This window comes from Rhodococcus sp. NS-SX18 (assembly GCF_057367935.1).
In genome coordinates this window covers 4,052,696-4,075,089 of record NZ_CM170633.1, presented here as the reverse complement: position 1 = coordinate 4,075,089, position 22,394 = coordinate 4,052,696, and the positions used below count along the sequence as shown (strand labels likewise).

19 protein-coding genes are annotated in these 22,394 nt (G+C 70.7%); 8 read left to right on the top strand and 11 right to left on the bottom strand.

From position 1 onward, the window contains the following. Window positions 1-370 precede the first annotated feature (370 nt). The 4 genes from AC2IPW_RS18715 to AC2IPW_RS18700 form a co-directional block, all read right to left on the bottom strand. Window positions 371-1,360 carry a bile acid:sodium symporter family protein gene (locus AC2IPW_RS18715; protein WP_040782943.1) on the bottom strand — a complete coding sequence of 330 codons (990 nt, stop codon included), beginning with the start codon at window positions 1,358-1,360 and terminating at the stop codon, window positions 371-373. 113 nt (window positions 1,361-1,473) lie between these two features. Beyond that, window positions 1,474-1,680, bottom strand: a complete 207-nt coding sequence (locus tag AC2IPW_RS18710; protein WP_003937438.1) for a PspC domain-containing protein — start codon at window positions 1,678-1,680, stop codon at window positions 1,474-1,476. A gap of 85 nt (window positions 1,681-1,765) precedes the next feature. Further along, on the bottom strand, window positions 1,766-2,149 hold the full coding sequence (locus AC2IPW_RS18705) for a phage holin family protein (protein WP_003937439.1): 384 nt from the start codon (window positions 2,147-2,149) through the stop codon (window positions 1,766-1,768). 93 nt (window positions 2,150-2,242) lie between these two features. Further along, on the bottom strand, window positions 2,243-2,638 hold the full coding sequence (locus AC2IPW_RS18700; protein WP_235157412.1) for a PASTA domain-containing protein: 396 nt from the start codon (window positions 2,636-2,638) through the stop codon (window positions 2,243-2,245). Window positions 2,639-2,749: 111 nt separating this feature from the next. On the opposite strand from AC2IPW_RS18700, the gene AC2IPW_RS18695 reads away from it, so the two are divergent. Beyond that, window positions 2,750-3,781, top strand: a complete 1,032-nt coding sequence (locus tag AC2IPW_RS18695) for a patatin-like phospholipase family protein (RefSeq protein WP_003937441.1) — start codon at window positions 2,750-2,752, stop codon at window positions 3,779-3,781. Window positions 3,782-3,790: 9 nt separating this feature from the next. Next, window positions 3,791-4,642 (top strand): alpha/beta hydrolase family protein, encoded by an 852-nt coding sequence (locus tag AC2IPW_RS18690; RefSeq protein ID WP_003937442.1) that lies wholly within the window; start codon window positions 3,791-3,793, stop codon window positions 4,640-4,642. Between the two features lie 3 nt (window positions 4,643-4,645). Here AC2IPW_RS18690 and AC2IPW_RS18685 read toward each other — a convergent pair whose 3' ends face one another. Beyond that, window positions 4,646-6,661: a prolyl oligopeptidase family serine peptidase gene (locus tag AC2IPW_RS18685; RefSeq protein ID WP_486375354.1), complete on the bottom strand. Its 2,016-nt coding sequence runs from the start codon at window positions 6,659-6,661 to the stop codon at window positions 4,646-4,648. Between the two features lie 84 nt (window positions 6,662-6,745). Between AC2IPW_RS18685 and AC2IPW_RS18680 the strand changes: the two genes are divergently transcribed. From AC2IPW_RS18680 to AC2IPW_RS18655, 6 genes are all read left to right on the top strand, one after another. Beyond that, on the top strand, window positions 6,746-8,062 hold the full coding sequence (locus AC2IPW_RS18680; RefSeq protein ID WP_003937444.1) for a wax ester/triacylglycerol synthase domain-containing protein: 1,317 nt from the start codon (window positions 6,746-6,748) through the stop codon (window positions 8,060-8,062). A gap of 105 nt (window positions 8,063-8,167) precedes the next feature. After that, complete coding sequence (locus tag AC2IPW_RS18675) at window positions 8,168-9,007, top strand: SDR family oxidoreductase (protein ID WP_003937445.1); 840 nt, start codon at window positions 8,168-8,170, stop codon at window positions 9,005-9,007. 135 nt (window positions 9,008-9,142) lie between these two features. After that, complete coding sequence (gene lpdA, locus AC2IPW_RS18670; RefSeq protein WP_003937446.1) at window positions 9,143-10,546, top strand: dihydrolipoyl dehydrogenase; 1,404 nt, start codon at window positions 9,143-9,145, stop codon at window positions 10,544-10,546. A 150-nt stretch (window positions 10,547-10,696) separates the two neighbouring features. Next, window positions 10,697-11,794: a ferredoxin reductase gene (locus AC2IPW_RS18665; protein WP_486375353.1), complete on the top strand. Its 1,098-nt coding sequence runs from the start codon at window positions 10,697-10,699 to the stop codon at window positions 11,792-11,794. A 16-nt stretch (window positions 11,795-11,810) separates the two neighbouring features. After that, window positions 11,811-13,211: a fatty acid desaturase family protein gene (locus AC2IPW_RS18660; RefSeq protein ID WP_371383952.1), complete on the top strand. Its 1,401-nt coding sequence runs from the start codon at window positions 11,811-11,813 to the stop codon at window positions 13,209-13,211. Window positions 13,212-13,380: 169 nt separating this feature from the next. Beyond that, window positions 13,381-14,274, top strand: a complete 894-nt coding sequence (locus tag AC2IPW_RS18655; RefSeq protein WP_486375352.1) for a hypothetical protein — start codon at window positions 13,381-13,383, stop codon at window positions 14,272-14,274. A gap of 53 nt (window positions 14,275-14,327) precedes the next feature. Here the strand turns inward: AC2IPW_RS18655 and atzF are convergent, their stop codons facing one another. From atzF to urtE, 6 genes are all read right to left on the bottom strand, one after another. Then, the gene (gene atzF, locus AC2IPW_RS18650; protein WP_003937450.1) at window positions 14,328-16,055 is read right to left on the bottom strand and encodes an allophanate hydrolase; all 1,728 of its coding nucleotides are present in this window, start codon (window positions 16,053-16,055) and stop codon (window positions 14,328-14,330) included. Beyond that, window positions 16,052-19,657 (bottom strand): urea carboxylase, encoded by a 3,606-nt coding sequence (uca, locus tag AC2IPW_RS18645; protein ID WP_003937451.1) that lies wholly within the window; start codon window positions 19,655-19,657, stop codon window positions 16,052-16,054. The genes atzF and uca overlap by 4 nt, the downstream gene beginning before the upstream one ends. 52 nt (window positions 19,658-19,709) lie before the next feature. Continuing rightward, complete coding sequence (locus AC2IPW_RS18640) at window positions 19,710-20,405, bottom strand: GntR family transcriptional regulator (protein WP_052033989.1); 696 nt, start codon at window positions 20,403-20,405, stop codon at window positions 19,710-19,712. Between the two features lie 70 nt (window positions 20,406-20,475). Further along, on the bottom strand, window positions 20,476-21,006 hold the full coding sequence (locus tag AC2IPW_RS18635; RefSeq protein WP_003937453.1) for a carboxymuconolactone decarboxylase family protein: 531 nt from the start codon (window positions 21,004-21,006) through the stop codon (window positions 20,476-20,478). Between the two features lie 5 nt (window positions 21,007-21,011). Then, a complete protein-coding gene (locus AC2IPW_RS18630) occupies window positions 21,012-21,701 on the bottom strand; it encodes a GntR family transcriptional regulator (protein ID WP_003937454.1) in 690 nt (229 codons plus the stop codon). Next, window positions 21,701-22,393, bottom strand: coding sequence for an urea ABC transporter ATP-binding subunit UrtE (urtE, locus tag AC2IPW_RS18625; protein ID WP_003937455.1), 693 nt, complete (start codon window positions 22,391-22,393; stop codon window positions 21,701-21,703). Before urtE ends, AC2IPW_RS18630 begins: the two co-directional genes overlap by 1 nt. Window position 22,394: the final 1 nt, after the last annotated feature.

The following is a 22,394-nucleotide window of genomic DNA, read 5'->3' as shown; positions in this document are numbered from 1 at the left end:
TCGGGTCGTGTCCTGTTGTAACAATGGCGTCGCGGCCGCATTCCAGGGCCGCGCATCCGTGACACGGACGAAATCAAGGAGGAGTCGCCATGGGATCTCTCGCGGACATCATCGGCTGGGTGCTCGAAAACTTCGATCTGCTGGAGGTTCTGGACTCGCTGAGTGCAGACGACTAGCGGCCACCCACCACCCGGACGGAGAAGATCATGATCGGCAGCCTGCTCGACCTCATCACGCCCATCCTCGAACTGATCGCCGACCTCGGCTCGGGCAGCGCGGACTAGTCGCGGCCCGAGACCGCAACCGAATCGCAGCCGCAGCCGCAGGATCTCCTGCCGCCGCGGCTGCGTTCGGGTGAGGGGCGACCGGGTCAGACCGCGACGGCCGGGGCGGCCGCGCGCTTCGCCAGCCGCGCCGCGATCGCCGCGCACACCAGCAGCTGGATCTGGTGGAACAACATGAGCGGCAGGACGATCAGCCCGATCGGCTGGCCCGGGAACAGCACCGTCGCCATCGGCAGGCCCGTGGCGAGCGACTTGGTCGAACCGCAGAACAGGATCGTCGCGCGGTCCTCGTAGGCGAAACCCAGGCGCGGTGCGCCGAACCACGTGATCGCCAGGACCAGAGCGAGCAGCACGAGGCACACGCCCGTCAGGGCGAGCAGCCGCCCGAGCGACAGGCTCGACCAGATGCCCTCGTTCATGCCGCGGCTGAACGCGACGTACACGACGAGCAGAATCGAGCCGCGGTCGACGATCTTCAGCGGCCTGCCGTGCCTGCCGACCCAGCCGCCGATCCAGCGGCGCAGGAGCTGGCCCGCCACGAACGGGACCAGCAGCATGAGCACGATGTCGAGCACCGCCGAGGCACTGAACGTCACGCCCTGGGTGGTCATCGTCAGCGCGACGAGCAGCGGGGTGGCGACGATGCCGAGCAGGCTCGAGGCACTGGCGGAGACGACCGCGCCCGCGATGTTGCCGCGGGCCACCGAGACCAGCGCGATCGACGACTGCACCGTCGACGGCAGCAGGCACAGGTAGAGGACTCCGAGATACAGCGGCTCGGTCAGGACGGTCGGCACCAGCAGCTTCGTCGCCAGCCCGAGCAGCGGGAACAGCGCGAACGTGGTGGCGAGGATCGTCAGGTGCAGGCGCCAGTGCCGGAGGCCCTCGAGTGCCTCGCGCGTGGACAGTCGTGCCCCGTAGAGGAAGAACAGCAGACCGATGGCGATCTTCGCGGCCCACGTGAAGATGTCCAGGGCCGTGCCCGAGGCCGGCAGCAGTCCCGCGACCGCGACGGTGGTGAGGATGCCGACGAGGAACGGGTCGAGGCGACCGAGCACGGGAATCCTGGAGAACATGAGTCGACGCTAGGACACCGCCGGGGCGAGCCGACACCCGGTATGGGAAGCGTGCACCCTCTCCGACGTTCCGGAGCGGGTGCACGCTTCGTGGAAGGGGTGCAGGCTCGCCGTCACTCCGGCAGCAGCATCCACAGCGCCAGGTAGACCAGGGCGGCGCCGCCTCCGGTCACGAACGCGGCGACCACCACGCCGGCACGGACGAGGTTGACGTCGATGCCGAAGTACTCGGCGAGACCGCCGCACACACCGCCGAGCATGCGCTGCGAGCGGGAACGGGCGAAGGGACGGGGAGCGGGGGTGTTGTTCTCGAATGTCATGCGACAAGAGTGCCGCCGCGGGCCTGCCCGCCACATCGGGTGACGCCCCGATTCCGACCCTGATCTTTCGTCTCGGGGTGCGTCCTCAGCGATTCTTGGCGAGCGTCTTCTTGAAGACCACCAAGGGCAGCAGCATCCGGGCGACCAGCGCGACGGCCCACACGATGACCGTCGCGAGGATCCAGGTCGCCGCGCCACGGATCTGCAGGCCGTCGCTGACGAGGGAGGTGACGATCAGCGCGACCAGCGTCGAGACGAGCGCGCTGCTGCCCAGGAGTGCCGGGGTCTTGGTGACCGCCAGCTGGCGCAGCAGCGGGTCGACGAGCATCGCCGTCACGGTGAACAGGGCGACGGCGATGACGAAGGCGACGCCGTCGAGCGACATGCCGGGCAGGACCCAGGCGCCGACGAGCAGCGCCAGTGCATTGGCGAGCAGTGCGACGACCGCGGACGCGAGCAGACGGACCATGCCAGGAGAGTAGCCTCCTGAGCCGGTCGGTGAACCGGAAAGACGATCGGGCGGGCCGGAATCCCGGCTCGCCCGATCGTCGGCGAGAACTCGTCAGTTGCAGACCACCGTCAGGCCCACGCCTTGCCAGATCGGCGTCTCGACCCGTTCGAACTCGTTCTTCTCGTGGTCGTACTGCATGTCGACCTCGGTGCGGTAGCCCCGGTCGCGCTGGCCGGTGACGTGGCAGTGTCCGGACGCCGCGCCCGCGCGGTTGACCACGTTGTACGGCACGCCCTGCGCCTCGAGCGTGGCCCGGGCGTGCTGTTCGCTCATGCCGACCACGTTCGGGGCCGGCCGCGCCGCCGCCGTCCCGGCGCCCGGCAACACCGCCGCCCCGGCGCCCAGCAACACCGCCGCGCACCCGGCGGCGATCGAGGCGCGCATCGAACGTCCTGAGCGGCGCGCGGTTTCGGGTACGACGAGGGAACTGCTCGAAGTGCGTGTCATGCCGTCGAGCGTGCCGGGCGCAGGACCCGTTCCACATCGGGTGACGCCCCGATCCACACCCTGAACTTCCGTCTCGGGGTGCGCACCGACGAGGCTCCGTAGGATCTGGGCATGGCCGGACCGACGCGGGTGGCGCTCGCCCTGGGCAGCGGGGGCGCCCGCGGCTACGCGCACATCGGCGTGATCGAGGCGCTCGAGGAACGCGGACTCGAGATCGCCGGCGTGGCGGGCTCGTCCATGGGCGCGCTCGTGGGCGGGTTGTACGCGGCGGGCAAGCTCGACGACTACACCCGCTGGGCGACGTCGCTGACACAGCTCGACGTGCTGCGGCTGCTCGACGTGTCGCTGTCCGCGCCGGGCGCCATCCACGCCGAGAAGATCCTCGACAAGGTGCGCGAGATCCTCGGCGACACGCCCATCGAGGGGCTGCGGATCCCGTACACGGCCGTCGCGACGGACCTGGCCGCCGGACGATCCGTCTGGTTCCAGCGCGGCCCCGTCGACGTGGCGATCCGCGCATCCATCGCGATCCCCGGCGTGATCACCCCGTACGTGCTCAACGGGCGGGTGCTCGCGGACGGCGGGATCCTCGATCCGCTGCCGCTCGCCCCGATCCTCGCCGCGGGCGCCGACGTCACCATCGGTGTCAGTCTCGGGGCCGAGGAACGCGACGTCGAGGGCGGGGCCCCGGCCCACGCGAGTGCGGAGCCGCGACCGGTCGACGAGTGGATCGGCCGATTCCGGCGCAGCGCCGCGCAACTGCTCGAGCGGGACGTCGTCCGCACGATGGTCGGTCGATTCGGCGGTGGACCGGTGGCGCGCAGCGACGCCGCGGAGGACGTGGCCGCCGAGGACGTCGAGGCCGCCGACGATCCGGTGCCGGTCCCGAAGCTCAGCCGCTTCGAGGTGATGAACCGCTCGCTCGATCTGATGCAGTCGGCCCTGGCCCGCTACCAGCTCGCCGGGTACCCACCGGACGTGCTCATCCGCATCCCCCGCAAGTCGGGTCGCAGTCTCGACTTCCACCGCGCGGCGGAGATGATCGCGCTCGGGCGCAGCCTCACCGAGTCCGCCCTCGACGCCGCGGGACTCGGTACCGCGCCGACCGCCGAACCGCCTGACCCGGACACCGGAACCGCTTAGGCTGAGCCGGTGGAGACCGTACCGATCCAGCTGCCGGGCGGCACGACGACACCCGTTCGCCTGTTCCCCGGTCCGGAACAACCGGCCCGCATCGACGCGCCGCGGCCCGTCGTCGTGATCCTGCCCGGCCTCGGCATTCCGGCGGGCTACTACGAGCCCTTCGCCGACGCCCTGACCGCGCACGGGTTCGACGCCGCGCTCTGCGAGCTACCCGGACAGGGGGACAGCCGGCCCCGCCCCGGACCCGACAGCGACTACGGCTACCAGGAACTGGTGGCCGTCGACCTGCCGGCCATGCTGGAGGTGGTGCACGAGCGGTTCCTCGACTCCACCCCGTACCTGCTGGGGCATTCGATGGGCGGGCAGCTCGGGGCGCTCTATGCCGCCCGCAACCCCGGCCGGCTCGGCGGCCTGGTTCTCGTCGCCGCGGGGACCCCGTACTACCGCCACCACGCGGGGATCCGCGGGCCGGGTCTGCTCCTCGGGTCCGCGGCGATGTCGATCACCGCGAGCATCGCCGGGTTCTGGCCGGGCGACCGGCTCGACGTCGCCGGTTTCGGTCGCCAGTCCCGGCAGCTCATCTCGGACTGGGCGCGCCTGGCCCGGAGCGGGCGTTTCGAGCCCCGCGACGCCGACGTCGACTACGAGCAGCGGCTCGCCGAGCTGAAGCTGCCGGTCCTGTCCGTCACCGTCGAGGGCGACGACCTCACGCCGGTCGCCGCCGCCCGGCACCTGCTCGAGAAGATGCCGGGCGCGGACGTGACGACGTGGCACCAGTCCCGGCCGCTGGGGCACAACGGCTGGATTCGCGACAACGCGGACACCGTCGACCGCGTCGCGGCCTGGCTCAAGGACCGGTGACCCCTACCCGGACAGCATGCGTTCGAGGAACGTGAACGTCAGTGCCGCCTTGAAGGCGGCCTGGGCGTTGTCCGCGGCGCCGCCGTGGCCGCCCTCGATGTTCTCGTAGTACCAGACCTCGTGGCCCTGTTCCTCGAGCCGGGCCACCATCTTCCGGGCGTGTCCGGGGTGCACTCGGTCGTCGCGCGTCGAGGTGGTGATCAGGATCGGCGGGTACGCCGCGTCCGGGGCGGTGTTCTGGTACGGCGAGTACTCGCGCAGGTAGGCCCACTCGTCGGGATCGTCGGGGTCGCCGTACTCGGCCATCCACGACGCTCCGGCGAGCAGGAGGTGGTAGCGCTTCATGTCGAGGAGCGGCACCTGGCACACGATCGTTCCGAACAGTTCGGGGTAGCGGGTGAGCATCACTCCCATGAGCAGGCCGCCGTTGCTCCCACCCTGGATGCCGAGACGGTCGGCGGTGGTGATGCCGCGCGCGACCAGATCTCGTGCCACCGCGGCGAAGTCCTCGAACACCTTGTGCCGGTTCTCCTTCAGCGCTTGGGTGTGCCACTGCGGCCCGTACTCGCCACCGCCGCGGATGTTGGCGATCACGTAGGTGTAACCGCGTTCGAGCCACGCCAGGCCCACGCCGCCGCTGTACGCGGGCACCATCGAGTTCTCGAATCCGCCGTAGCCGTACAGCAGGGTCGGAGCGGGGGACGAGGTGTCGCGGCCGACGACGAAGTACGGGATCCGGGTCCCGTCGTCCGATGTGGCGAAATTCTGTGTGACGGTGATGTTCTCGGCGTCGAAGAACGCCGGTGCCTGCTTGATCGACTCCAGCGGCCCGCCGACCGTGCCGGACAGCAGCGTCGCGGGCACGGTGAAACCGCTGGAGTTGAGGAAGAATTCGTCGCTCTCGAGCGGGTCGACGTCGATCACGGAGGTGGTGGTCGCGGGCGGCACGTCGTCGACGGGTCGATCGGTCCACCCGTCGGCGTCCGGGGTGAGCACCCGCACCTCGGTCTGCACGTCGCGCAGCACGACCGTCAGCAGGTGGTTGCGCGTCCAGGCGTACTGTTCCAGCGAGCTGTGCGCGTCCGGTGCGAACAGCACCGTCATCTCGCGCGACCCGGCCAGGAAGTCCGGGTAGTTCGCGGCCAGCAGGGTGCCCGCCGGATGTCCGAGCCACGGTGACCGGGTCCGGATCAGCAGGTGGTCGCGGTACACGGAGACCTTCGCATCGTCCGGGGCCTCGATCCGGACGAGTTCCCCGTCGGGCCGCAATTCGAACCGGTGCGACGTGTAGAAGTCGATGGCGCGCTCGACGAAACTGCGCTCGAAACCGGGAGTGCGGTCGTACCAGGCGGAGACGGCGACGTCGGACTTGTCGCCCTCGTACACCGTCTCGGCCTCCGTCAGCGGCGTACCGCGGCGCCAGCGCTTGGCCAGGCGCGGATACCCGGAGTCGGTGAGCGAGCCGTCGCCGAAGTCGGTGCCGACGTACACGGTGTCCGCATCGATCCAGCCGATGTCGGTCTTCGCCTCCGGCACCGTGAAACTGTCCGGCCCGTCGACGAATTTCCTTGACTCCATGTCGAACTCGCGGATCACGGTGGCGTCGGCGCCGCCGCGTGACAGGCCGATCAGGGCCCGGGACTGGTCGGGTCGCAGCACCTGCGCCCCCGACCACACCCAGTTCTCGCCCTCCGCCTCGGCGACCGCATCGAGGTCGACCAGCACGTCCCAGTCCGGTTCGTCGCGCAGGTACTGCTCCATGGTGGTCCGCCGCCACAGGCCGCGCACGTGCCGGGCGTCGCGCCAGTAGTTGTACAGGTACTCGCCGCGGCGCCGCGCGTACGGAATGCGCGCGTCGGTGTCGAGCACCTCCCGGATCCGGGACTGCAGCGTCTCGAACGCCTCCGTGCGGGTGTACTCGTCGACGGTGCGGTCGTTGTGCGCGCGCACCCACCCGAGCTGCTCGTCGCCGGTGACGTCTTCGAGCCAGAGGTGCGGGTCGTTCGTGTCGTCGGCCATAGGCAATTCTTACCCATCCGGGCCGGAACGACCCGGCGGGGACCGCGGGCGCGGCTCCCGCGCCGCACCCGCCACACTGGCGGCATGCAGCTGCATCCCTCCGACGCCCTGCGGGACTGGCTCGACGACCGTGTCCGCAGCGACCAGTTCCTGCTGTTCTGTTTCGAGGGGGAGGCCGGCGACCCGGACGCCCTGGTGACCGAACTTCGGCAGCGGGCGTCGGCCGTCCCCGAACTCCGGCTGCGCGCCGTGCCGGTGCCGGGGGGTCTGGACTACCCGTACTGGGCGGCGGGACTCGTCGGTGCCGACCGGTTCGTCGTGCACCGGCTGCCGGATCCGTCCTGGCCGGGAGTGCAGCGGGCCCTCGGTGAACTGCTGACCGACCGGCTCGACATCACGGCCGCGCCGTGGCGATTGCACTTGCTGGCCGGCGTGACGGGGGCGCCGCGCTGCACCACGACCGCAACCGTTGTCGTGCTGCAGGTTTCGCACGCCTTCGCGGACGGGATGCGCGCTTCGGCCCTGGCCCGGGCGCTGCTGTCGGGTCCCGGTCCGACCGCCGACGGTGCCGAGACCGGGCCGGAGGCGCCGTCGGTGCCGGCGATGCTGCTGCGGGCCGTGACCCGGATGCCGATCCAGCTGGGCGCACTGGTCGTGACGGGGGCACGCGCGGGCCGCGCCGAGCGGGACCTGGCCGATCCGGCCGTCCCGCCGCCGGCCCCGGGATGCCCGCTGAGCGCCGTGAACACCGATCCCGGCCCGCGGCGTGCGGTGCGGACGATCGTGTGCCCGGCGACGGACCTGCGCACGGTGGGGACCGTGACCGTCGGTGCGCTGACCGCGATCGCGTCCGCGCTCCGCGAGTTCCTCGGCGACTTCCCGGCCGACCGGCTCGGCGCGGAGGTGCCGGTCTCCGTCGCCCGAAACGGGATGGCGCGCAACTCCTACCGCAGTGCCGGCGTCCGGCTGTTCGCGCACGTGGACGATCCCCGGGAACGTGCCGCGGCGATCGCCGCCGACCTGGCGCTGCGGCGACGACGGCTCGCGCATCCGGCCGTGGATCTCCGGGACCGTCCGTTCACGCACCTTCCGGCGCCGCTGTTGCGGTTCGGGCTCGCCCGCGCCGACCTCGGTGCGGTGCCGCGGACCGTCACCGGCAACACGGTCGTCTCCAGCGTGTACCGCGGCGCGGAGGATCTGGTACTCGGCGGGGCCGCCGTGCGCTTCACCGCCGGATTCCCGGGGTTGTCGCCGGTCATGGGCCTGACCCACGGCGTGCACGGAATCGGCGACGTGGTCATGTTGTCGATCACCACCAGTCCGCAGGTGATCGAGCCAGGAGAGCTGGACCGGTACGAGGCGTTGCTGCGCGAGGCCCTCGCGCAGGTCGCGCGGGCGTAGGCAAGGCGTACCCGGAGGCCCCGAGATGCGGGCGAGCAACTGCTTGGTTCGGGACGGTTCCGGCGGTAGCGTGCCGGTCGGAACCGGATCGACGAGGGAGTGGCGATGGGCGTGTACGCGGTGACCGGGGCGGCGTCCGGCATGGGCGCGGCGAGCGCGAACCGGCTGCGGGCCGCGGGCCACACCGTGATCACTATCGACCTGAAGGAGGGCGACGTCGTCGCCGACCTCGCGACCCCGGCGGGGCGGTCCGCGGCGGTGCGTCAAACCCTCGAGCGCGCCGGGAACCGGCTCGACGGTGCGGTGCTCGCCGCGGGTCTCGGCCCGGTGCCCGGCAAGGAGCAGACCCTCGCCCAGGTCAACGTCCGGGGCGTGATCGAGTTGCTCGAAGGATGGCGCCCGGCGCTCGCCGCGGCCGGGAACAGCAAGGTCGTCGTGTTCGGGTCGAATTCGACGACCACCACCCCCGCCGTGCCCATGTCGGCGGTGCGGGCGTTCCTCGCCGGCGACCTCGACAAAGGGGTGCGGCGGGCGGGACGGATCCGGCCCGCGGCCGCGCCCTTCACCTACGCCGCATCGAAGATTGCCGTCACTCACTGGGTGCGCCGGAACGCGGTGACCCCGGACTGGGCGGGGGCGGGGATCCGCCTGAACATCCTCGCGCCGGGCGCGGTGGCGACCCCCCTCCTCGACACCCAGCTCGCGAGCCCGGAGGGTGACCGGGTCCGGAGTTTCCCCGTCCCGATCGGCGGGTTCGGCGAGCCGGACCGGATCGCCGAGTGGGTGGAGTTCATGCTGTCCCCGGCCGCGGACTTCCTCGTGGGCTCGGTCGTGGTGGTCGACGGCGGCAGCGAGGCGTGGTTCCGCGCCGTCGACTGGCCGCGACCGGTGCCGGTCCGGAAGGTGCTGCGCTACGTGCGGCGGATGCGGAGCTTCCGCCGCTGACCGCGGGCCGCGCATACGGTTTCCGCTCCGTTCGACCCCGTGTGCACGCCCGATTCGTGCCCGGTGCCGGGACTACCGGCGAGTAACCGGACCATCCGCAGACACGCCGGAGCGGCAGGTCTACGCTGTTTGTTCGTGACCTCACACTATGACGTCGTTGTCCTCGGAGCCGGTCCCGGTGGGTACGTCGCTGCTATCCGCGCGGCACAGCTGGGCCTGAGCACCGCCATCATCGAGAAGAAGTACTGGGGTGGTGTCTGCCTGAACGTGGGCTGCATTCCCTCCAAGGCGCTTCTCCGCAATGCCGAACTGGCGCATCTCTTCACGAAAGAGGCCAAGACGTTCGGCATGTCCGGGGACGTGTCCTTCGACTTCGGCGCGGCCATGGACCGCAGCCGCAAGGTCGCGGACGGCCGCGTCAAGGGCGTGCACTTCCTGATGAAGAAGAACAAGATCACCGAATACGACGGTGCCGGCTCGTTCGTCGATGCCAACACCATCTCGGTCGAGCTCAACAAGGGCGGGACCGAGACGGTCACCTTCGACAACGCGATCATCGCGACCGGGTCGGTGACCAAGCTGCTGCCCGGCACGCAGCTGAGCGAGAACGTCGTCACCTACGAGGAGCAGATCCTCACCCGCGACCTGCCGGGCTCGATCCTGATCGTCGGCGCCGGCGCCATCGGCATGGAGTTCGGCTACGTGCTGAAGAACTACGGCGTGGACGTCACCATCGTCGAGTTCCTCGACCGGGCGCTGCCCAACGAGGACGCCGACGTCTCCAAGGAGATCGCGAAGGCGTACAAGAAGCTCGGCGTGAAGATCATGACCGGGGCGGCGGTGCAGTCCATCGACGACGACGGCAACAAGGTGACCGTCGCGATCAAGGACAACAAGTCGGGCAACGTCGAGTCCGTGGTCGTCGACAAGGTCATGCAGTCCGTCGGGTTCGCCCCGCGGGTGGAGGGCTTCGGCCTCGAGAACACCGGCGTCGAACTCACCGACCGGGGCGCGATCGCCATCGACGACGTGATGCGCACCAACGTGCCGCACATCTACGCCATCGGTGACGTCACCGCCAAGCTCATGCTCGCGCACGTCGCCGAGGCGATGGGTGTGGTCGCGGCCGAGACCATCGGCGGCGCCGAGACCCTCACCTTCGACGACTACCGGATGATGCCGCGCGCGACGTTCTGCCAGCCGCAGGTCGCCAGCTTCGGCCTGACCGAGCAGCAGGCCCGCGACGAGGGCTACGACGTCAAGGTCGCCACCTTCCCCTTCACCGCGAACGGCAAGGCCCACGGCCTCGGCGATCCCAACGGCTTCGTCAAGCTGATCGCCGACAACAAGCACGGCGAGCTGCTCGGCGGCCACCTGATCGGCCCCGACGTCTCCGAGCTCCTGCCCGAGCTGACCCTCGCGCAGAAGTGGGACCTGACGGTCAACGAACTGGCCCGCAACGTCCACACCCACCCGACGCTGAGCGAGGCACTGCAGGAGGCCATCCACGGCCTCGCAGGCCACATGATCAACTTCTGATCCCAGCGCGTCGAAGATCCTCCGCGCGGGCAGATCCCCGCTCGGATGTACCGGCCTCAGCCCGCGGTGACCGAAACGTCGCCGCGGGCTGTCGTCGTCTCGGGAGACGAAACCTGATTGGATACCCGTGACGCGGGGTACGTTGTCGGCATGGCAGAACGGGGTGCGCGTCCCACGGTGCATCCGGTGCGCAAGATGATGTTGCGCGCCGTCCGACACCTGTTCACTCCTCTCCGGCCCGACGACTACCTCGAGATGATCAATCCCCTGTGGACCACGAGGGAGTTGCGGGGCCGGGTCGAGCGGGTGGTACCGGAAGGGCCCGACGCGGCGTCCGTACTGATCCGTCCCGCGTACGAGTGGCGCGGACACCGCCCCGGTCAATACGTACGACTGGGCGTGATCATCGACGGCGTCTACCACTGGCGCGCCTACTCGCTGACCTCCGATCCCGATCCCGAGGACGGACTGATCAGCGTCACCCCGAAGGTGGTCGAGACCGGCGTGGTCTCGCCCTACCTGGTGCACCGCATCCGGCCCGGCGACGTGGTGCGGCTCGGCGAGGTCGAGGGTGTGTTCACCCTGCCCGATCCACTGCCGGGGAAGATGCTGTTCGTCAGTGCAGGCAGCGGCATCACCCCCATCATGAGCATGCTGCGCAGCCTGGACCACCGCGATCGCCTCGACGACGTCGTTCTGGTGCACTCGGCCCGCACCGCCGACGAGGTCATCTTCGCTTCCGTGCTGCGTGACCTCGACACGCGCCGCCCCGGCTTCCGGCTGGTGCTGCGGCTCACCGCGGAGCAGGGCCGCATGACCCCGGCCGATCTGGACGAGCAGTGCCCCGACTGGCGGGAGCGGGAGGCGTTCTGCTCGGGCCCCGGCGACATGCTCGACGCATTCGTCGAGCACTGGAACGACCACGGTGATCCGAAGAAGCTCCACATGGAGCGTTTCCAGCCGATCATCGGCGGGAATGCGGGATCGGGTGAGGGCGGTACGGTCCACTTCCTCGACAGCGAGGCCGACGTCGAATGCGACGGCGGCACGCCGATCCTGGTGGCGGGCGAGAAGGCGGGCCTGCAGCTTCCGTACGGATGCCGGATCGGGATCTGCCACACCTGTGTGGGCACGCTGCGTTCCGGCAAGATCCGGGACCTGCGTACGGACGAGGTCGCGGAACCCGCCGGCGCTGCGGTCCGCACCTGCATCCACACCGCCGAGGGCGACATCGAAATCGAGCTGTGAACGGAAGGAACGCGAGATGACGACGGAGATCGAGAGTCCACTCGCGCATCTGAGCGAGGAAACGCTGGACGCACTGGCGAAGGAATTCGACGCCATCCACGACAAGGTCTACTCCGAGTTGGGGGAGCGCGACCGTCGCTACATCAAGACCGTGATCGCGACGCAGCGCCAGCTGGCCGTCGCCGGCCGGGCCCTGCTGCTCGGTTCGGCGTCGAAGTCGGCCTGGGTCGCGGGCACGGCCTGCCTCGGCATGGCCAAGATTCTCGAGAACATGGAGATCGGCCACAACGTCATGCACGGGCAGTGGGACTGGATGAACGATCCGGACATCCATTCGTCGGTGTGGGACTGGGACACCGCCTCGACCGCGGCGGGCTGGAAGCACTCCCACAACTACATCCACCACACCTTCACGAACATCCGCGGCAAGGACAAGGATCTCGGGTACGAGATCATGCGGATCGATCCGCACCAGAAGTGGCACCCGGTCTACCTGGCCCAGCCGTTCTACAACGTGCTGCTCATGGCGTTCTTCGAGTGGGGGGTGGCGCTGCACGACCTCGATCTCGACGCGCTGTGGGCAGGGGAGAAGACGCCGGGGCAGGTGCTCGAGGAGCTGAAGGGCATCGCGGGCAAGGCGCGGCGGCAGTTCGTCAAGGACTACGTGGGCTGGCCGCTGGTCTCGGCCGGCGCGTTCGCGGCCGCGGCGCTGCTGTCGGGCGGACGGATCCCGCAGCCGCGGACCTCCCGGATCGGACGCCGGCTGCGGGGCCTCGGCCGTCTCGGGCGCGGTGGTGCTGCCCCGCGGGCCGACGCCGTGGCCGACGTGCTCGACAAGGTCCTGCCGGGGGTGGAGAAGACGTTTCTGGCCACCCTGGCGGCAGACTTCACCGCCAACATCATCCGCAACGTGTGGTCGCACGCGATCATCTTCTGCGGCCACTTCCCGGATCAGACGTACACCTTCAGCCGGAAGGAGGTGGAGAACGAGAGCCGCGGCGGATGGTACGTCCGTCAGCTGGTCGGCGCGGCCAACATCGAGGGCAGTCCGCTGTTCCACGTCATCAGCGGAAACCTCGGCTACCAGGTCGAACACCACCTCTACCCCGACATGCCCAGCACCCGGTACTCCGAGGTGGCGCCCGCGGTGAAGGACATCTGCGAGCGCTACGGGCTGCCGTACAACACCGGGCCCCTGTCGAAGCAGTGGGGCACCGTGCACCGGACGATCCTGCGTCTGGCCTTCCCCGGCGGCAAGCCGCGGCCGAAGCCGGGGCCGTACCGCAGCGCGGACGATCCGTCGGCGGCGGCGCCGAGCGAGGCGGCCCGCTTCCGCAGCCGGCTGCCGGCAGACCACCCGGCCGCCGGTCCGGAGCACGAGCACGGCGGTGTGGAGGTCGAGCCGCCGCCGCGCTGACGATCGCGGATCCGCGCGCGCCTTCGGAATCCGCTCACGTCGTGACCTGGGCGGATTCCGAAACACCGTGGGAATCCCGGTTGTCCACAGGCAGCGGCTTCATCCCCAGATGCGCCGGTCCGCGCATATTCCGACCGCGGCCGCCCGAGGCGTGCGTCACCCTCCTTGCATGACCGATCCCATCGCCATGACGAGACAGGACCTGCTGACGCAAGGCATATCGGACGACCGGATCCGGGCGGCGCTGCGTGCCGGAGACCTCGTCGCGCTGAAACCCGGCGTCTACCTGGGCCGAACCGACGTCGCGTCCCTCGACGACGTGGGCCGCCACCGGGTCATGGCGCGGCACTTCGGCGCGGGTCTGCGGCCCGGGGATGCGCTCAGCCACGTGTCGGCCGCCGTCCTGCTCGGCCTGGACGTGTGGAACGTGGACCTGCGCCGGGTGCACGTCTCGCGGGCATCTGCGAGCGGGCGCAAGGCCACATACCTCCATGTGCATGCAACCGACTGGCGCGACGGCGACGTCGTCGTAATCGACGGCGTCCACGTCACCTCCGTGGCGCGGACCGTCGTCGACCTCGGGCGGTCGCTGCCGCTCGACGAGGCCGTCGTCGCCGGGGACTCCGGCCTGCGCGCCGAACCGTCCGCGCGGGAGCTCCTGCCGGGGGTGCTCGCCGCCGCCCGGCACCGTACCGGCGCATCTCGGGCAGCCGCGGTGGTGAACCTACTCGACGGGCGGAGCGACAGTGTCGGGGAGTCGTTGTCCCGTCTGCGGATGGCTCGATGCGGCCTGCCGCGGCCCGAACTGCAGCACGAGGTCGTGGTTCGGGACGGGCGCCGGTACCGCGTGGACTTCTTCTGGGAAACCGAGGGTGTCGTCGGCGAGTTCGACGGCGCCGGGAAGTACTCCGACCGCCGCGATCTCGTCGCGGAGAAGCATCGGGAGGACGCGCTGCGCGATCTCGGGCTCGAGGTCGTCCGGTGGACGTGGGCCGACCTGGAGCGGTTCGACGTCGTCGCCGAACGATTCGCCCGTGCCGTCGCTCGGAAATCGAAGCGGTGAACCGGAATCTGCCCACGCCGGGGTGTGGGCAGATCCCGAAGTCGCGCACCGATTCAGCGACTCCGGTACGCCACCCAGCCGCCGAACTCGGTGATGTCGACGGCGTCCGCCGCGGCGTCGTGCGTGCAGCCGAAGCCGACGACCCACCGACCGTCGGACAGTTCGACGCTGGTGAGCGTCATCGGAGCGGGCAGCGCGGCCAGGAACCGGCCGAGGCCGGCCTCGGAGACCCGGAAGAGTTCGCCGACGATCGGCGCGCCCCGGCCTGCGCCGTGACGGACGAGGCCGGGTTTCGGGGGAGTGGTGTTCAGTGCCGTGAGCCGGTACGCGTCGGAGGTGCGAACCTCCTCGACGAACCGGGCGCCGATCTCCTCGAGCTGGACGTGCAACGGCTGACCGCGCAGGTGCGCCCCGAACACCGCCAGCTCCACCCCGCCCGTGACGAACTCCGGCGTGGGGACGCCCGTCAACCGGGCCGCGAGATCGACCGCGACCTGATCGGCGAAGGCCGGCACGACGAACATCACCCCGAAGGGACGGCCGTCGGCGGTCGGTGCACCCGGCACCGCGACGGCCGCCATGTCGAGCAGATTGCAGAAGTTCGTGAACGTGCCCATCCGCCGGTTGATCCCGGTCGGGTCCGCCTGCACCGCCGCGATCGTCGGGTGCTCGGTGGTGGTGGGCAGCAACAGCCCGTCGAACCCGTCCAGCAGGCCCGCCGCGACGGCCTCGACGTGGGTCAGCGTGTCGAGGTCGGCCACCAGCTCGTGCGCCGCCGGGCGCTTTGCGGCCGCGACGATCGCCGCGACCGTCGGATCGGCGCCGGCGGGGTTCGTCGCCAGGAACTCGCCGACGGCTGCATACCGCTGGGCGACGACGGCGCCGTCGTAGAGCAGCGTCGCGGCCTCCAGCAGGGGGGTGACGTCGACTTCGGTCACCTCCATCCCGGCGTCGCGCGCCGCAGTGACGGTGCGCGCGAACGCGTCCCGGTAGTCGTCGCACAGCGCGACGAGATTCTCGGCGCGCGGAACCGCGACACGCGGCGACGCCGGCGCCGCGAACGCTACGTCGGCCGGCCACGTCCGGCTGCGCGGGTCGCGCGGTTCCGGCCCGGCCATCACCGCCGCGGCGGTCGCCGCCAGGTCGAGCGACGTGGCGAACACCGTGAGGCAGTCGTAGTCCACGCAGGCCGGCACCACACCGTGGGCCGGGATCACGCCCAGGGTGGCCTTGATCCCCACGAGTCCCTGCAGCGCGGCCGGGACCCGGCCGGAACCCGCGGTGTCGGTGCCGATCCCGAGGTCCGCAATACCGAGTGCGACCGCGGTCGCCGAACCCGAGCTCGAGCCGCCCGACACCCGTTCGGGATCCCAGGAGCAGCGCACCGCGCCGTACGGGCTGCGGGTGCCGACGAGACCGGTGGCGAACTGGTCGAGGTTGGTCTTGCCCAGGATCACCGCACCGGCGTCGACGAGGCGCGCGACGCCCGAGGCGGTCTCGGTGGGGGTGTACGCGAACTCGGGACAGCCCGCCGTGGTCGGCATCCCCGCGACGTCCACGTTGTCCTTCACCGCGACGAGCAGGCCCGCGAGCGGCAGGTTCTCGCCCGCCGCGACGCGCTCGTCCACGGAGTCGGCGTCGGCGAGCACCTCGTCGGCAGGCCGCAGCGCAATCCACACCTCCGGCCGGTCCACCTCGTCGATGCGGCGCAGCGCCGCCTCCGCGCGGGCCCGGCTCGACTCCTGCGTATCCGAGAGTGCCTGTTCCACAACGATGCTCATGCTGCTCCGATCACGAGAAGAGGGGTACCGGGGGCGACTTTCGCGCCCGGTCCGACGAGGACCTTCAGGACGGTCCCCTGCACGGCGGCCGGCACCGGCATCTCGAGCTTCATGGCCTCGAGGATGACGGCGGTGTCGTCGGCGCCGACCTCTTGGCCCTCCGCCACCTCGACCCGCCACACGTTGCCGACCATGGGGGCTTCGACGACGACGGATCCGGCCGGCATCCCGGCGAGCGGGTCGGCGGACTCGGCCACTTCTGCCGGTGCCGTCTCGGCCCGGTCGAACTCACCGGCCGCGTGCCATGCCAGCTTCTCGGTCTCGAACGCCGCGGACTGCCGCTCGTGGAACGAGTCGATGGACTCGGCGTTGTCCGCCAGGAACCGCAGATGGTCGGCGAGGGCGAATGTACCCTCCGAGACCTCGGCGTCGAACCGGCCTGCCAGGGACGCGGCGCGGTGCTCGAGCAGCTGTTCCGGGCTCACCGGTTCCCACACGATCCGGTCGAAGAAGCGGAACAGCCACGGCTTGCCGTCCTCGAACGGGCCGGACTGCCGGTATCCGGACCAGATCGGTACCGTCCGCCCGATCAACTGGTAGCCGCCGGGGGACTCCATCCCGTAGACGCACAGGTACTTGCCGCCGATGCCCACGGCGTCCGACGGGGTCCACGTGCGTGCCGGGTTGTATTTCGTCGTCACGAGCCGATGCCGGGGGTCGAGCGGAACGGCCAGCGGCGCACCGAGGTACACGTCGCCGAGGCCGAGGACGAGGTACTCGGCGTCGAACACCGTGTCCCGCACCTGCTCGATGGAGTCGAGTCCGTTGATGCGCCGGATGAACTCGGTGTTCGACGGCAGCCACGGCGCCGACGCGCGGACACCGCTGTGGTAGCGGGAGATCGCCTCGGCGATCGACGGGTCGTCGAACGAGAGCGGCAGGCGGACGGTGCGGCTGGGGACCACCAGGTCGTGCGTGGCCGGCAGTTCGGTCTCGAGATCCTGCAGGATCCCCAGCACGCGGTGCTGAGGCAGCACGTCCGGGTCGAAGTGCACGTGCAGGGACCGCACACCCGGCGTGACGTCGACGATGCCCGGCAGGCGCAGCGCCGCGAGTGCCTCGGACAGCGCGTGCACCCGCATCCGCAGACCGAGATCGAGCACCATGTCGCCGTATTCGACGAGGACGTTGTCGTCGCCGCCGCGGAGATAGACCACCTCGGGGCGATCCAGGAATGCCGGGGTGCCGGCCAAGCGGCCACCGTCGAGTGCGGACGGCCGCGCCACGGGCGGGACGTCGAGGGCGCGGGTGGTGGCGCCGCGCAGCTCGACCGCCGCCTCGTCGGTCACCGGGACGAACCGCACCGAATCCCCGGGCCGGATCTGTCCCATCTTCCAGCGGTGCCCGGAGACGACCGTCAGCGGGCAGGCGAATCCGCCCAGGCTCGGGCCGTCCGGGCCGAGCAGGATCGGGGTGTCGCCGGAGACGTTGAGCGCGCCCACCGAGTAGGGGTTGTCGTGCAGGTTCGACGGGTGCAGCCCGGCCTCCCCGCCGTCGGTGCGGGACCAGCCGGGTCTCGGGCCGTCCAGGCGGATCCCGGTGCGGTTCGCGTGGGACTGCACCGTCCACGTGGCGGCGTAGAACTGGGCCAGGTCGTCCTCGGTGAAGTACGCCGGTGCCGGCTGCGGCCCCTCGGTGACCGCGAGGTGCCACGTACGGGTGAACTCCGGCCGACGGTCCACGGGCACCGGCGCGGGGGAGGCGAGCGCGCGGGACTCGGCCACACCGAGCACATCGCCCGTGGCGACGGCCCTGCCGGTGAGGCCCCCGAAGCCGCCGAGCGTGAACGTCGAAGCGCTGCCGTGGTAGAGCGGGGCGTCGAGACCGCCACGCACCGCAATATAGGTGCGCAGGCCCTGCTCGGCCGGGGTGCCGACGTCGAGCACGCCGCCGGCCGGCACCTCCAGGGGCTCCCACATGGGCACGCGGGTCCCGTCGACGGTGACCACGACCGGGGCACCGGTGACGCACACGAGCGTCGGGTCGGAGAACTCGAGACGCGGACCCTGCAACGTGCACTCCAGCGCCGGCGCCCCCTCCGGGTTGCCGACGGCGCCGTTCGCGGCGCGCATCGACAGGTCGTCCATCGGCCCCGACGGCGGAATGCCGACCGCCCACAACCCGATCCGGCCGGGGAAGTCCTGCACCGTGGTCATGGTGCCCGCGCGCAGCACGTCGATGCGGTGGCCCGTCGCCCGCACCTCCCGCAGCGTCGCGGTGGTGTGGGCGGCCCCGAGCACCGGCTCCGCCGTGCAGATGCGCCGCAGCTGCGGCAGATTCGTCTGCACCCCGTACAGGTGCGTGTCGTCGAGCGCCTCGGCGAGGGCCGCGAACGCGGTGCGACGGGATTCGCCGCGCACGATGATCTTGGCGAGCATCGGGTCGTAGAACGAACTCACCTCCGTGCCGGTGTCCACCCACGTCTCGACGCGGGTGTGGGCCGGGAACTCGACGGCGGTGAGCAGCCCGGCGCTGGGCCGGTAGTCGTGCCCCGGGTCCTCCGCGTACACGCGCGCCTCCACGGCGTGACCGACGATGCGCGGTCCGCTGTCGGGCAGGGCGTCGAGCATCTCGGTCTCGCCCCGGCCGAGCCGCAGCATCCACTCCACCAGGTCGATGCCGGTGACCTCCTCGGTGACCGGATGCTCGACCTGCAGACGGGTGTTCATCTCCAGGAACGACGCCTCGCCGCGCTCCACGTCGTACACGAACTCCACGGTGCCGGCGGAGCGGTAGTGCACCGACGACGCGAGCCGTCGCGACGACGCGAGCAGTTCCTCGACGACCGCGTCGGGCAGGTTCGGTGCGGGCGCCTCCTCGACGACCTTCTGGTTGCGTCGCTGCAGCGAGCAGTCGCGTGTGCCGAGACTGATCGTGCGGCCGAGACCGTCGCCGAACACCTGCACCTCGATGTGGCGGGCGTGGGCGACGAACCGTTCGAGGAACACGCCCGACGAGGAGAAGTTCGCGGACGCGAGACGCTGCACCCGCTCGTAGGCGTCCCGCAGTTCGCCCGGGGTGTGGCAGGCCTGCATCCCGATGCCGCCGCCGCCGCCGACGGCCTTGAGCATCACGGGGTAACCGACGGTGTCGGCAGCGGCGAGGGCGTCGTCGACGGACCCGAGCAGGCCGCTGCCCTCGACGAGCGGGACCCCGACGGCACGGGCCGCCTCGCGGGCGGTGTGCTTGTCGCCGAAGACCCGCAACTGCTCGGGGGTGGGCCCGATGAACGCGATGCCCGCCGTCTCGCAGGCAGCGGCGAATTCGGCGTTCTCCGAGAGGAAGCCGTAGCCGGGATGGACGGCGCCGGCGCCGGTCGACAGCGCCGCCTCGATCACCGCATCCGCCCGCAGATAGGACTGCGCAGCCGGGGCCGGGCCGAGGCGCACCGCCATGTCCGCCATTTCGACGTGCGCGGCGGACGCGTCCGCATCCGAGTACACGGCGACGGTCTTCAGCCCCAGCGTGTGCGCCGAACGCATGATGCGGCAGGCGATCTCGCCGCGGTTGGCGACGAGCAGGGTGTCGAAAGCGAACGTCACGACAGGCTCCTTCGGTGACGGGGAAGGGAAAGGTGTGGGGGCGGAACGGTCGTCAGTGCGCGAACGACATCGCGGTGACGGCACGGGTCACCCGGTCGAGCACCACTGCGAGGGATTCGCCGATGTGCCGGTGCAGCAACCGGTGGGCGAGTTCGAGTTCGTCGCCGAGGACGGCGTCGACGACGGCGAGATGTTCGGCGATCGACGTCTCGATCCGGCTGTTGACCATGAAGTCGTACATCCGCACGTGCCGGATCCGGGAGTTGACCGACTCGAGCGAGCCGGCCAGTTCCGCGTTGCCCGATGCGGCGAGCAGGGCCACGTGGAACTCCTCGTCGAGCACCACGAAACCCGGTTCCTGCTGCGGCGGATGGGCGGACAGGCGCAACCATCGTTCGCGTTCGGCGGCGAGGGCGACGCGGTCGTGCCGCACATCGGGATTGTCGATCGCGCGCGCAATGCCCTGCAGTTCCAGGGTGATCCGCAGCTCGTAGAGGTCGCGGATGCGGGGAATGCTCGGGGGCACCGGCGAGAATCCGTACTCCTCGCGGCGCAGCAGGCCGTCCGCGCACAGCATCGCGAGGGCCTCCCGGACCGGGGTGCGGGAGATGCCGAAGCGCGCGGACAGTTTCGGCTCGGTCAGCCGCTCACCGACCGGGATCGAGCCGTTCATCAGTTCGGTACGCAGTTCCCGGTACACCCGGGTCCGGAGCGGTTGCGCCGTGGCTGTATCCGTACGTGTCGACATAGCTGTATACGCTATGGACGTCGTGTTTCGCCGAGATTGCCCGCGGTAAAGCGACGGTTAGGAAGAACTCTCAGAAGTCCCGCTCGATGCGCAGCACGCCGATGGTGGTGGCCAGGCCGTCGTATTGCGCTACCAGCAGGCAGAATTCGATCATCCGCCGGTCGTCGAGGTGAGCAGCCAGCGCCGCCCACGACTCGTCGCCGAGGTCCTTGGTGGTGACCAGTTCGTCGACGGCCGCGAGCATCGCCCGGTGCCGCGGGCTCCACCCGGGGGCCTCGGGGCCGTCGAGGATGCGCTGCAGGATCTCGGGATTGATGCCGGCGCGGCGGCCGAGGCGGGTGTGATGGTCCCACTCGTAGCCGCACTCGCGCAGATGCGCCACCCGCAGGATGGCCAGCTCGGATTCGAACCGGGGCAACCGCCCGAACGGCATGAGCTTCCCGGAGTAGTGCAGCCAGCCGCGGAACAGGCCGCCGGTACGGCCGAGGGTGCTGAACAGGTGCGCGTCCTTCGTTCCCGCCACGGTCGACAGCACACGCCAGACCGCCCAGTTGAGCGGGCCGAGTTCCTTGAACCGGCCGGGCCGGATGCGAGGCGACATGCCGGTCAGTCTCGCACGGCACGCGCCAATCGGGCCATGGTCCGGGCCTGCTCGGCGCGCTGCACCACCACCGCCCTGGACATGTCGATGTGGGCGAGGAGCTGGTCGTGGGCGTCTTCGAGGCGGCCGGCGAGCACCGCCTCCGCCACGCCGATGTGCTCGTCGACGGTCGCCGTGATCCGGTCGTGCGTCAGGTAGTCGAACATGCGCACGGGCCGCACCTTCGCGTTCACGGCAGCCAGTGCGTCGCACAGGGCCGCATTGCCGGCGGCGGCCAGCAATGCCAGGTGGAACTGTTCGTCGAGCCCGACGAAGCCCGCGTCCGGTTCGGGCAGGTCCCGCCGCAGCGCGTACCACCGGTCGAGCTCGGCGCCGAGCACGTGCGGATCGTGCCGGACCGAGTGATCGGCCAGCGCCCGGCGGATGCCTCTCAGCTCCAGTGTGGTCCGCAGCTCGTACAGGTCGGCGAGGTCGTCGAAGCGCGGCCGGTACGGGAACAGCCCCTGCTCGCGCCGCTCGACCAGCCCGTCGGACACCAGCCGCGCCAGTGCTTCCCGCACCGGCGTCCGGGAGACCCCGTACTGCTCGGCGAGTCGTTCCTCGCCGAGCCGGGCGTCCGGCGGCAGAACGCCCGTCATCAGATCCGAACGCAGCGCCCGGTAGACCCGGTCACGCCGCGTGCCGCCGGCGCTCATCAGATCGCCATGGCCGCGCGGACGGTGCCGGCGGCGTCCGTCCCGCCGTCGCCGCTGGCGGTGATGCGGCCGGATTCGAGGACGTAGTACCGCTGCGCGGCCTGCAGGGCGAAGCCGATGTGCTGCTCGACGAGCAGGACCCCGAGGTCGCCGCGCCGGCTGAGTTCGACGACAGTGCTCTCGATCTCGGCGACGACCGACGGCTGGATACCCTCGGTGGGTTCGTCGAGGATGAGCATGCGGGGCTCGGTGATCAGAGCGCGGGCGATCGCGAGTTGCTGGCGCTGACCACCGGAGAGCAGACCGGCGCGTCGGTCCAGCAACGGCACGAGGGCGGGAAACAGCTCGAGCATGTCGGCGACGAGCTGCTTGCCGCGTCTGCGTCCGTCGGCGACGACCTGCAGGTTCTCGGCGCACGTGAGCTGCGCGAAGGACTGCTGCCCCTGGGGGACGTAGGCCAGGCCGCGGGCGACGCGCGCGGCGGGCCGCAGCGAGGTGATGTCCTCGCCGTCGAGGAGGATCCGGCCGAACGTGGTGGGCAGCAGGCCGACGGCGGCGCGCAGCAGGGTGGTCTTGCCGGCTCCGTTGTGACCCATGACGGCGACGACTCCGTCGGCGGGGACGGTCAGGGTGGCCCCGTGGATGATCTCGGTGCGGCCGTATCCGGTCCGCACGTCGACGAGCTCGAGCATC